This is a genomic window from Tamlana sp. 2_MG-2023, from assembly GCF_030548465.1.
In the GTDB taxonomy this organism is placed as follows: Bacteria; Bacteroidota; Bacteroidia; order Flavobacteriales; family Flavobacteriaceae; genus Pseudotamlana.
Genome location: NZ_JAUOSF010000008.1, coordinates 61,092 through 73,643, shown reverse-complemented (window position 1 = coordinate 73,643; position 12,552 = coordinate 61,092). Strand labels below are relative to the sequence as shown.

Here is a 12,552-nt window from a genome sequence, read left to right as displayed (position 1 = left end):
TGTTTAAAAATTAAAAAAACGATAACGATGAGTAGACAAGATACTTATCACTTATAATAAAAAAATGAAATCATTAAATAGAAGCACTTTAAGTGTAAAAACATACACAGAAAGAATTATTCAGTTTGGAGAAGGAAACTTCCTAAGAGCTTTTACGAACTGGATGATTCATGAAATGAACAAAAAAACTGATTTTGATGCAGGTGTGGTTGCAGTTCAACCTATTGATCAAGGTTTAATTAAAATGTTAAACGATCAAGATGGATTGTACACGTTGTACTTAAACGGTATTAAAAACGGAAAAGCTATTAGCGAGCATGAGGTTATTGATTGCATTAAAAGAGGTGTTAATCCTTACGAGAACTATATTAGTTATTTAGCTATTGCTGAAAATCCAGATTTACGGTTTGTGATTTCCAACACTACAGAAGCTGGTATCGCCTACAATGCTGATGATAAATTGGATGATGCTCCCCAAACTAGCTACCCTGGGAAATTAACCGCTTTGTTGTACAAGAGATTTCAAACCTTTAATGGAGCTACAGACAAAGGGTTGATTTTAATTCCATGTGAGTTAATTGACAAAAACGGAGACAACTTAAGGAGAATTATATTGCAATATGCTATAGACTGGAACTTAGGGGAAGCGTTTATAAAATGGATTGAAAATGATAATGTTTTTTGTAATTCATTAGTGGATAGGATTGTACCAGGGTATCCAAGAGATAAAATGGATGTAATTACAGAAGAACTGGGGTATAAAGACAACTTAGTAGTAGAAGGAGAACAATTTCACTTATGGGTAATTGAAGGACCAGCATCTGTAAAAGAAGAAATTCCTGCTGAGGCCTGTGGATTAAACATTGTGTTTACAGATAACATGGAGCCATACAGAACTCGTAAAGTAAGAATCTTAAATGGAGCTCATACAACGTTAGTGCCAGTGGGGTACTTATACGGAATTGATAAAGTACGTGAATCATTAGAAGATGAAGTAGTTGGAACGTACTTAAAGCAAGTTATCTTTAACGAAATCTGTCCGACATTAGATTTGCCAGAAGCTGAGTTAAATCAGTTTGCAAACGATGTTTTAGATCGTTTTAAAAACCCATACTTAGAACATGCGTTGATGAGTATTTCATTAAATTCTACATCTAAATTTAAAACAAGAGTATTACCATCCATTTTAGAATATATCAAAAGAAAGAATGAATTGCCAAAAGGATTATTATTCTCGTTAGCATCTTTAATTGCTTTCTATAAAGGAGAAAGAAATGGAGAAGAAATTGCCTTAAAAGACGATCAGTCTGCTTTAGATTTCTTTAAAACACAATGGGCAACTAACGATGTCTCTGCTATTGCAAAAGCTACTTTAACAAATACGGATTTCTGGGGGACAGATTTATCTGCAATAGAAGGGTTGGAAGTTATGGTTACAGGTTACTTACAAGATATTGAAGCCAACGGAGTAAAAGCAAGTTTGGATGCTTTTGTAAAATAATAATCAGGTTAAGAAATAAAATAATGGTAATAGATTCGCATCAGCATTTTTGGAACTACGAGCCGGTTAAGCACGGGTGGATAGATGATGAAATGGCTGTTATTAGAAGAGATTTTACTCCAGAAGATTTACAAAAAGTATATGCCGAGAATGGCGTAGATGGTTGTGTAGTAGTGCAAGCAGATCAAACTTTAGAGGAAACAAATTTTTTAATAGATCTTGCTTCTAAAAACAGCTTTATAAAAGGTGTTGTAGGCTGGGTAGACTTTAGAGGAGATGATATTGATGAGGTTTTAGAACACTACAGTAAGTTTGATGTGATAAAAGGATTTCGTCATGTTGTTCAAGGAGAAGCAGACCATAATTTTTTATTGAGAGATAATTTTTTGAAGGGCATTTCTAAATTAGAGAAGTATGATTTTGTATACGATATTTTAGTGTTTCCGCATCAATTAGGTGCTGTTTTGGAGTTTGTTGCTCGTTTTCCGAACATTAAGTTTGTGATAGATCATATGGCAAAACCATATATTAAAGATGGCTTTTATGATGGTTGGGCAGTGCTAATACGAGAGGTAGCTAAACACCCCAATGTACATTGTAAGCTCTCCGGAATGATAACAGAAGCAGATTACAAAACGTGGACACCAGAGCAACTAGAACCCTATTTGCAATTGGTGTTAAATGCTTTTGGAGCAGATAGAACTATGTTTGGTTCCGACTGGCCAGTATGTTTAGTAGCAGGGAATTATCAAAGCGTTAAAGAAACAATCACAAATTTTATAGCAAAATTAAGTCCAAATGAGCAACGTGCCATTATGGGAAAAAATGCTATCAAATTTTATAATTTATAATTTAAGAATATGAAACCAACATATATAACAGGAGATCATACCAAAAGTGAATTTTTCGATAATCAAAGTCGTATGGTGTGCGGCTGCTCTGGATTGGGTGGCGTTTGGAGGCCAATTGCTGAAAAAGACGCGATTGATACTTTAAGTTATGCTTTAGAACAGGGTGTTCGTGTATTCGATACAGCACCTTCTTATAACCGTTCGCAAGAGTTTTTAGGAAAAACTTTAAAACTATGGAACGGAGAGAAGCCTTTTATTAGTACTAAGGTAGGTCGGTTAAAAGCAGATCGTGCAGACGATTGTATTGTAGATTATACTCATGAAACCATGCGAAAAAGTGTTTACGAAAGTTTGGAGGTTTTGGGTATAGATACCATTGATTTACTGTTTTTGCATGAACCTCACTTAGTGCCTGTAGAGCGTATGAATGATATAATGGACTGTTTAAATGGTCTAAAAAAAGAGGGAGTTGTAAAACGTTTGGGGGTAGGAGGTAATCCTACCGAATCATTCTATCCACACATGATAAAAGAAAATTTCGATGTTTTATCAGGTTTTCTAAAAATGGACGCATGTAATTTATCAGGGTTTGAACGAGATATTCCGCAAATACAACGTGAAAATATAGCGTATTACGCAGCTTCTGCTTTACATATGGGACTGCTTGGTAGACGCTTAGATCAGTATGATCAAGAGCGCCCTAACAATGAATGGGTTACTAATTTAGACGTGGATATAGCTTTAAAAGTTAACGCGATTGCTAAAAAGCACGATATTTCATTATCACGATTAGCCTTACGTTATGTGTTTTCAATTAAGGAAGCAGATCGTGTAGTTGTTGGGCCAACTAAAAAGGAGCAGCTAATTGACTTGTTAAATGCATGGGAAGAAGGGAAACTACCAGAAGCCATTTTTAATGAAATTACAGCAGTAATTTTAAACAGTAATACCAAACAAATGAAATCTACTAATTTATTATGAAACAAGTAAAAGCACCAGTTGTAAGTAAACAATTTTTATTTCCCTTTATAATTATAACTTCGCTATTTGCACTTTGGGGTATAGCGAATGATTTAACAAATCCGATGGTTTCTGCATTTAAAAAAGTAATGCCAGAACTATCTAATACACAAGCTTCTTTAGTTCAATTTGCATTTTATTTTGGTTACTTCTTTATGGCTATGCCTGCTGCGCTTTTTATTAGAAAGTTTAGTTATAAATCAGGTATCATTTTAGGATTATCGCTTTATGCTATTGGTGCTTTTTTATTTTATCCTGCAGCGGCAAATGCACAATTTAATTATTTTCTAATTTCACTTTGGGTAATAACATGTGGATTGGCATTTTTAGAAACGACATCTAATCCATTAATATTAATTTTAGGCGATAGAGAAACTGCTACGCAAAGGTTGAACTTAGCACAAGCGTTTAACCCTATAGGTTCGCTAACAGGCATGATAATAGCGCAAGTTTTTGTTATCAGAGCGCTAAGATCGGATGATTACACCGTTGAAGCTTACAATGCCTTGTCTTCAGAAGAATTAGCAGCAATTAGAGATAATGATTTAGGAGTGATAAGTGTTCCATACATTGCTTTAGGCGTTCTCGTACTCGTAATCATGGGTATAATAATAGCGACCAAAATGCCGAAAACAGCTAAGGAAGATAAAATGTCTTTATCTGAATCTTTTAAAAAATTAAGAGCTAACAAAAACTATCTTCAAGGTGTTTTGACTCAAGCTTTTTATGTTGGAGCGCAAATTATGTGTTGGACCTATATCTTTCAGTACGTTGATAATTTGAATGAAACTCTAGATACAGAATATACAGCTACCTATTTCAATATAGTTGCTATGATTTTATTCTTAGCAGGTCGCTGGATAGGTACTTTGTTAATGAAAAAAGTAAACCCTTCACGACTTTTAATGTACTTTGGAATAGGAGGGAGTGTTATGTGCGCAGGAGCTATACTTCTTCCTGGGTTAATGGGGTTAATTTCGTTAGTGGGAATCTCTATATTTATGTCCATTATGTTCCCTACAATTTATGGTATCGCATTAAATGATATGGGAGATGAAGCTAAAATTGGTTCGGCAGGTTTAGTAATGGCAATTGTAGGTGGTGCTTTAATGCCAGTTGCTCAAGGAGCCATTTTAGATTGGGGTGGTGACGGCTTTTCAGATGTAAAAGTATTGGGTTTTATTCCGGAAGTTAACTTTTCATTTATTTTACCTTTAATATGCTTGGTAGTTGTTGCATTTTATGGATACAGTAGTTATAACAGAAATAAAAAGACAAATGAGAACTAAAAGATATTGCTATTCCTGTGATTTAAAGGATAACCCAAAACTTATTGAGGAATATAAGGCTTACCACGCTGCAGGTAGCGCTTGGCCAGAAATCACTAAAAGTATAAAAGATGCAGGTATTGTAGATATGGAAATTTACCTTACAGGTAACCGTATGTTTATGATAATGGAAGTTAATGAAACATTTAATCCAAAAACCAAATCTGAAATGGATGCAAATAATCCTAAAGTTCAAGAATGGGAAGCATTAATGTGGAAATATCAACAAGAGTTACCTTGGGCCGCAGCAGGAGAAAAATGGTTAGCTTTAGAGCAAATTTTCACACTGGAAGATTAGCATTCAGTCAATTACTTTTTAGGTGTTGTGCTCGCTTATAAATTTTTAACATAAAACATATGTTTAAAGTCGGGGCTAAAATTCAATTCTGATATAGTTTTAATTATTGATATCATTTAAAACATTACTGTTATTTAACCTCAGAGCTTTTATTATTTGTATTCTTGTACCGTGATAGTATTGTCTTTTGTTAACAAGATAAATTTAAATAAGTTTTGGAATACCATGATTAAAAATAAGTATAAGCTACTTATTATGTTTGGTTTTTTATTTGCAGTTGGTTGTAAATACTTAAATAAAGAAGCTGTTAAAATAGAAGTGAAATAGGAGGTGAAAATATAGAAAATATTAACCGAGATTGTCTAGAAATAAATGTTCATCAAGAGATGGTTTACAAATCGGGAGGACAATTTAACCAAGGAGCTGTGCCGCACGATAATATGGCCATGAAACACGAAAAACCACAACATGAAGTAATTATTGATAGGTTTTATATGGCTATTTATTTAGCCTATGAAGATGCAGAAGCTTATTGCAAGTGGGCAGGAAGACGTTTACCTCCGGAGGCAGAATGGGAGTATGTCGCAAGAGCTAATAATACTGATAAAATATTTTTTTTGGGAGATGAAAAAGAAAAAATGTCGAAACGAGCTAATAGTTGGGTAGGAGAATTTCCTGTTAATAATACGCCAAAGGATGGATTCGAGAATGCTACTCCTGTTAAATCTTACCTTCCTAACGACTCTGGTTTATTTGATATGCCTGTAAATGTTTGGGAATATACTTCAGACAGGGATAATGTTAATTGTTATTCAATAATTCAAGGTAATAAGTTACTTTCCAATAACCCTAACGGTTCAGGAAAATTATTTAATACCAATAAATCCATATTTACAAGAAAACGTAATAAAAGGCGGCTCTTTATTGTGCAGTGATTTATATTGCTCAAGTTATAGAATTTCGTCTCGAATGGGTAAGAGCTTTGATTCTTCAGCACTTTCGAACAGTTTTATCGGTATAGGGTGAAAATTAATTCTAAATCTCAGTTTATTTTTTAACTTCTGCAAGTATATTCTAAGTTTTAGAGTTTATTAAAGCTATTAACAATGTCAAATAACAATTACAATAAATGACAAACAAACTTCAATTACAAACAAGTTTTTTACTACTGTTTTTATTAATAACAAACATAGTTTCAGCTCAAATTATAGGAGAAATTATAGACTCCAAAGAACAAAATCCTATAGAGTATGGTACAGTTGCTTTATATAAAGTTAAGGACAGCACTTTAGTAACTGGGGTGATTACGGATGCTGAAGGGCATTTTAACATAGACGCTGTAAAAAAAGGTAATTACTATCTAGAGGCTTCTTTTATAGGTTATGAAAAACTATTGACGAAAGCATTCCAAGTATCAAAAAATGAGGATTTAATAGATTTAGGTACGCTGTTGTTAAATCCAAGTTTAGAGCTGCTAAATGAAGTTGTCATTCAAGGCACCACCAGTGCTGTTATAAATAAGGTGGATCGACAAGTTTTTTCAACTAAAAATTTTCAAAATTCTGAAGGCGGGAATGGTGTCGATATTTTAAGAAATGTCCCTTCAGTGAATATTAATGGCGATGGTTCTATCGCTTTACGCGGAAGTACAAGTTTTACCTTGCTATTAAATGGAAAGCCCATACAAAGTAGTGCCACGCAAATTATAGGACAATTACCAGCCAATGCGATTGAACGCGTTGAAGTTATTACGGCACCTTCAGCTAAGTACGATCCTGAAGGTAAATCTGGTATTTTAAACATCATCACCAAAAAAGGAGCGGCAAATGGTGCTTTTACACAAATTAATTTAAAATTAGGATTTCCAAGTATAGAGGATTATGATAATGAAGATCCTGCTGGCCGTTATGGGGGTGATTTTATTTATAATTTAAGAAAAGATAAATGGAACATTTCCTTAGGAGCGAGCTATCAACGTAATGATATAGCTGGTAGACGCGAAGGCGATGTTTCAACGATTATTAACGATACGCTTACACGTTTTCCTTCAGATGGGGAGCGTAGTTTCGATGAAATAAACTATTCAGGACGCTTAAATTTAGATTATACACCTAATGATTATGATAGCTTTTCGCTTGGGGTTTACGCTGGAAAACGATCTAAAGACAGACGCGCGAACATTTTGTATTATGATAATCATGCAATAACCCCTGCAGATGGAGGAGAACAAGATCGTGTTTATACCTTTCAATATTGGAATGATAATTTACGTATTCGTAAAAGTGATTTTGTGGTTGCAAGTATTGATTATAGTCATACGTTTTTAAACGACTCTCAACTTTCAACTTCCTTATTGTATGAATATACCTTTTTAGGAGGCCCTACAACCAACGAAAATTTAGGTTATCCAGATAGATCTATCATTTTACAAGAAGAATATAATACTAACGATAACCCCTTAAATGGTGTGCGTTTTCAAGCAGATTACACATTCAAACCTATGGATTTAGGCCAGTTAAGTACAGGGTATCAATACCGAAATTTAGATCATAAAGGTGATTTTGTTTATGAGCGTATGGATTTAAATACAGGCGATTTTATTCTAGTACCAGAGTTTTCTAGTACTGTAGATTTAACGCGTGTGATTAATTCTGGATATGTGCAATTAGATAAATCAACAGAGAAGGTTGATTATAGCGTTGGGCTTCGTTTGGAAAGTATGAATAGAGATTTGTATTTAAAGGATAAGGTTGGTGTTGTTGATACTACGTATACCTACGATTTTGTGAAACTATACCCGTCGGCATCAGTTCAGTATAAAATAAATGATGACTTAAAGCTAAAGGCAGCCTACAGTCGTCGTGTCGATCGTACCACCTCATTTAAAATGAACCCTTTTCCAGAGCGCGAACATTCCGAAACTTTAGAACAGGGAGATCCTACCTTAAAACCAGAATTTATTGATTTGGTTGAAGTGGGTGTAGTTAAAGATTTTGAAAGTGGTGCTTCGCTATATGGAACGGCTTATTACCGCGATGTTAAAAATTTAGTCAACCGTGTAAACACCGTTTATAATGATACGATATTGAATAGAATCTATTCCAATGTTGGTAGAGGAAAGTCTTTAGGGTTAGAACTGGGGTCAGAATTTAAAATCACCGAATCATGGAATAATTTTGTTGGAGCAAACTTATATAATTTTACAATCGATGGCGATTATAACGGCAATCCCATAGACACCAGCAGTTTTGTATATTCCTTAAATATCAATTCTACCTACAGTTTTTCGGAAACGGCTTCGTTACAATTCAACTTTAATTATCTTTCCGATCGTGTAACCGCACAGGGTGAAGATTCGCAGTTTTATTCACCCAATTTATCATTTAAAAAATCGTTTTTCGATAATCAGCTTGTAGCTACATTGCAATGGCAAAACATTGATATGGGGCTTTTGGATACCAATGAGCAGCGCATAACGACCTGGCAAGAAGATTCCTTTTATACCACCACAAACTACGTGTATGAAGTCGATATGGTATTTCTTAATCTGACCTACTCTTTCAATAAAAGAAAAAACGAGTCGAAATTTATTGAAAGTGAATTTGGTAAGCGTGAGTTTTAGATAAATTTAGAATGGAACTCTCTAAAAACTTAAAGCCCTATAAACAAAGTTTATAGGGCTTTTTTCGTGGAGAAAGAGGGGCTATCCAAAAAATAAAATATTCAATGCTTATAGGGGTGTCAAGCTGCCCGTAAAATGTACGCGCCGAATTATATACTGGTTTTCATTTTTTAGATATTCTCAATAAAACATAGGTGGTTTTAGTTTAATTCTATATTAGAATTATGGATAAAAATAGTTGAGTTTTTACAGAATCTTTTCAATCTAGAACCATCAAATACTTCTCTTTTTTTTATAAATAATTCTTAATAATTTATTGAAAGCTCTACACCATTTATGTTTGCCATAAGTTTTAATTCAGGTTTAAGTTTATACGTTGATGATAAATTAATAACGAGTTATATAATTCTATAGCTTTTGCTTAAACTCAAATGTGTGATATTTTGATTTACTACTGATAATTGCTGAATTAATAACTAGCAAGTAAATTTTCTCAATTTCGTGCCCAGTCTTATGTAGTAAATCTAAAACTTTTTCACTATTCAATTTGAAAGGATATAGAACTAAATCAAAGGAACTATGAATATTGAAGAGGGCGTAATTTCTTGATTATTTGGAGTTCTATCAGCTTATCATTCTGAAATTAACTATATGTAGACTAAAATATAACTAAGGTAAAATTGATTAAGCAAGAGGTAATTAAATAAAACAAAAATGATTCAATTAGATTTAATTTTACCAAATCTCAAAACCTATTTAAATTATAGTGTATTAAAGTCTGAAATACATTATATGAAAATTATTTATCAAATTTGGTAACTAAAACTAACTAAATGAAAATTAGAAAATTATTATTAAAAAAAAATGTAGCAAGTCACTTGGCAGTTGTTTTCTTGGCTTTGTTATGTAATTTAAATGCAAGTTCGCAGTCTATCGCCGTAACCGGTACTGTTACAGGGGTTACAGAAGGGGCTGATTATCTACCAATTCCGGGAGCTACCGTTTTGGTTCAAGGCACCAATACAGGTGCTGTAACAGATTTTGATGGAAACTTTTACATTGACGCTAAAATTGGTGATGTATTAGTTGTTAGCTATATTGGTATGCTAACGGAAAAGGTTACTGTCAAAGGGAAAACGGTAAGTATTACTTTAAAAGAAGACCTCGATGAGCTTGATGAAGTGGTTGTAATTGGTTATGGTTCTGTTAAGAAAAAAGAAATAACAGGAGCTGTAACTCAAGTAAAAGCAGAAGACATTACATCTGTAGTAACTTCCGACTTAGCTTCTGCCTTACAAGGGCAAGCCTCAGGTGTTAATGTTGTAGCGTCTTCGGAGCCAGGTGGTGAAGCCCAAATTCTTATTAGAGGTATTACGTCTTTATCTGGTGATAATACACCACTTTATGTAGTGGATGGTATTGTTCAAAATGGTGACCCAAATATTCCACCAACGGAAATAGAATCGATTAACATTTTAAAAGATGCTGCTTCAACCGCTATTTATGGTGTTCGTGGGGCTACTGGTGTTATATTAATTACTACAAAACAAGGTAAGCCAGGGTCGCTTCAAGTGAGGCTTAATGGTAGTTATGCAATACAACACCGAAATGCTGCGGTTCCGTTAATGAATTCGCTAGAACAAACCTATGCTGATATTATACAGAATAGAAATGTAAACGGTGGTTTTGATGATGAAACTGGTTTACAGATAAAACAGCAAACTACTGGTTTTCAGAACGAGTCAAATATAAACGATTTGATCTTCAACCAGAATGTTCCAACTCAAAATTACAATCTGAATGTTTCTGGGGGTTCGGAAGATATTACTTATAATGTAAATCTTGGTTTATTTGATCAACGTGGATTGCAAATCAATTCAGGATACAGACGATTTAATGTTAGAGCTAATACGGTATATGAAAAGAATAAATTAAAAATTCAAACAAGTGTAGCGTTAAATACAGATAATAGAGAGATTCCACAAGGGTTTTTGCTATCTCAATCTATTGTTTACAGGCCTACACAAAACGGTATTAATATAGATAATCAAGATGATTTTCAGCAAGGTGGAGATGATGTGAATCGCTTAGGTTGGGTTTTAGAAAGTTTAAATACAACTAACGTTTTAAAAACAACGCGTTCTAGCGCCACTCTAAACTTGAATTACGAAATACTAGATGGTTTAAGTGTTACTGGTAATTTTGGACTTACTAGCATTAATAATATAGGGAAAATTGTTCGACCTTATACAGAAATATATAACACCCAAGACCCACCACGTTTACAAAGCCAGCCAGAAGATGCTTATATAGACATGAGAACACGATTTACAACAAATGTTTTGACTGAATTGGGAGCAACTTATACAAAGATTATTAATGATGACCATAATCTAACATTTACTTTGTTTGGTACTGCAGAACAAAATGCTAGTGAGGCTTTTTCAGCAAGAAGAAATGGTGCAACTAATCCAAATATTGAAGTGCTTAATGGTGCTACAGGTACACAAATTGTAAACTCTGGATTTGATTATACAGATTCTCGAATTGGAATAATAGGAAGGGTTCAATATGGTTATAAAGACCGTTATATCTTAAGTTCAAGTGTGAGACGAGATGGCTCTTCAAAATTCCCAGAACAAAATCACTGGGGAACGTTTCCTTCTATTGCTGCAGCTTGGAACATTTCGGAAGAAGCATTCTGGACTTCAAAAACAATTAATAATGCGAGGTTAAGATTAAGCAGTGGTACAGTAGGGGTTGATAGGTTTCAATCTTATGCGTTTTCTGCTGCGATACAACAAGATTTAAATTATCCTACATCAAGTGGTGCTGCAGGGTTAGGAGCAGCTCAAACAGATTTTGTTAATACAAATGTTGGTTGGGAGTCAACAACGCAAAATAATATTGGTTTTGATCTTGGTTTGTTAAAAAACAAAATTACGCTTGCTGCTGAGTATTATCATTCAGATAAAACAGACATGTTATTCCCTGTATATGTACCACCTTCATCTGGAGGCGGTAATAACGCTCAAGTTGTACTGAATGTTGGAGATATGACCAATAGCGGTTTTGAGTTTACAGCTGGATATAGAGGTAATATAGGCAAGGTTAATTTTAGAATGAACGGAACATTCTCTACCAATGAAAATGAGATTACTAAAATTAATAATAATACCGAGTTTATCTTAACAGACGACAATGGTTTAGTAGGTAGAGCGCCACAGCAATCAAGAGTTACAGCACTTGCGGTTGGTCATGAGGCGGCATCCTTCTATTTATGGAGAACAGATGGAATTATTGACACCGATGAGAAACTTGCTGAATATCAAAAAATAAACAGTAACGCTCGAATGGGCGACACCCGTTTTATCGATCAAAATAATGATGGCCAGCTGGATGTTGATGACCGCGTGTATAGTGGTAGTGGTTTGCCTGAATTTGAAATAGGTTACACATTCAATGCCAACTGGAAAAACTTTGATTTTTCAATGAATTGGTATGCAGCTATTGGTCAGGAAATTATGAATGGTTTTAATGCTTGGGCTTATGGTTATGGCAGACATAAAGATTTGCTTTATCAATGGCAAGAAGCAAATCCTACGTCTACTATTCCTGCTTATGTAAACGATATGTCACGTCATCCAAATTATTTAGGATATAGTGATTTGTGGTTAGAAGATGGGTCTTACCTAAGGTTAAGACAGGCATCGTTGGGGTATAGTATTCCTAGAAAGACGGTAGAAAACTGGGGGGTTAATAGACTTCGATTCTACGTAAGAGCTCAAAACCCATTAACATTTACTAAATATTCTGGTTATAACCCAGAAGTTGGTGGTGGTATTTCAGCACGCGGCCTTGATAAAGACACAGGCCCAATTTCCTCACAGTGGATGTTAGGAGTAAACTTCGATTTTTAATTTAACTCATAT

8 protein-coding genes are annotated in these 12,552 nt (G+C 34.3%); all 8 read left to right on the top strand.

Annotated elements, in window-relative coordinates; translation table 11 throughout:
* The first annotated feature begins 64 nt into the window (after window positions 1-64).
* The 8 genes from Q4566_RS13615 (at window position 65) to Q4566_RS13580 (ending at window position 12,540) form a co-directional block, all read left to right on the top strand.
* Complete coding sequence (locus Q4566_RS13615) at window positions 65-1,501, top strand: tagaturonate reductase (RefSeq protein ID WP_303422182.1); 1,437 nt, start codon at window positions 65-67, stop codon at window positions 1,499-1,501.
* A 23-nt stretch (window positions 1,502-1,524) separates the two neighbouring features.
* Complete coding sequence (locus Q4566_RS13610; RefSeq protein WP_303422179.1) at window positions 1,525-2,352, top strand: amidohydrolase; 828 nt, start codon at window positions 1,525-1,527, stop codon at window positions 2,350-2,352.
* 9 nt (window positions 2,353-2,361) lie between these two features.
* Complete coding sequence (locus tag Q4566_RS13605) at window positions 2,362-3,333, top strand: aldo/keto reductase (RefSeq protein ID WP_303422176.1); 972 nt, start codon at window positions 2,362-2,364, stop codon at window positions 3,331-3,333.
* Window positions 3,330-4,661 carry an L-fucose:H+ symporter permease gene (gene fucP / locus Q4566_RS13600; protein ID WP_303422174.1) on the top strand — a complete coding sequence of 444 codons (1,332 nt, stop codon included), beginning with the start codon at window positions 3,330-3,332 and terminating at the stop codon, window positions 4,659-4,661. The genes Q4566_RS13605 and fucP overlap by 4 nt, the downstream gene beginning before the upstream one ends.
* Complete coding sequence (locus Q4566_RS13595) at window positions 4,651-4,998, top strand: L-rhamnose mutarotase (RefSeq protein WP_303422171.1); 348 nt, start codon at window positions 4,651-4,653, stop codon at window positions 4,996-4,998. Before fucP ends, Q4566_RS13595 begins: the two co-directional genes overlap by 11 nt.
* A gap of 386 nt (window positions 4,999-5,384) precedes the next feature.
* Window positions 5,385-5,933, top strand: coding sequence for an SUMF1/EgtB/PvdO family nonheme iron enzyme (locus Q4566_RS13590; protein ID WP_303422168.1), 549 nt, complete (start codon window positions 5,385-5,387; stop codon window positions 5,931-5,933).
* A gap of 194 nt (window positions 5,934-6,127) precedes the next feature.
* Window positions 6,128-8,620 carry a TonB-dependent receptor domain-containing protein gene (locus tag Q4566_RS13585; protein WP_303422165.1) on the top strand — a complete coding sequence of 831 codons (2,493 nt, stop codon included), beginning with the start codon at window positions 6,128-6,130 and terminating at the stop codon, window positions 8,618-8,620.
* 833 nt (window positions 8,621-9,453) lie between these two features.
* Window positions 9,454-12,540, top strand: a complete 3,087-nt coding sequence (locus Q4566_RS13580; protein WP_303422162.1) for a TonB-dependent receptor — start codon at window positions 9,454-9,456, stop codon at window positions 12,538-12,540.
* Window positions 12,541-12,552: the final 12 nt, after the last annotated feature.

Excerpts from the sequence above, each read along its gene's own strand:
- Q4566_RS13615 (WP_303422182.1), top strand. The coding sequence starts at position 65 with ATGAAATCATTAAATAGAAGCACTTTAAGTGTAAAAACATACACAGAA.
- Q4566_RS13610 (WP_303422179.1), top strand. The coding sequence starts at position 1,525 with ATGGTAATAGATTCGCATCAGCATTTTTGGAACTACGAGCCGGTTAAG.
- Q4566_RS13605 (WP_303422176.1), top strand. The coding sequence starts at position 2,362 with ATGAAACCAACATATATAACAGGAGATCATACCAAAAGTGAATTTTTC.
- fucP (WP_303422174.1), top strand. The coding sequence starts at position 3,330 with ATGAAACAAGTAAAAGCACCAGTTGTAAGTAAACAATTTTTATTTCCC.
- Q4566_RS13595 (WP_303422171.1), top strand. The coding sequence starts at position 4,651 with ATGAGAACTAAAAGATATTGCTATTCCTGTGATTTAAAGGATAACCCA.
- Q4566_RS13590 (WP_303422168.1), top strand. The coding sequence starts at position 5,385 with ATGGTTTACAAATCGGGAGGACAATTTAACCAAGGAGCTGTGCCGCAC.
- Q4566_RS13585 (WP_303422165.1), top strand. The coding sequence starts at position 6,128 with ATGACAAACAAACTTCAATTACAAACAAGTTTTTTACTACTGTTTTTA.
- Q4566_RS13580 (WP_303422162.1), top strand. The coding sequence starts at position 9,454 with ATGAAAATTAGAAAATTATTATTAAAAAAAAATGTAGCAAGTCACTTG.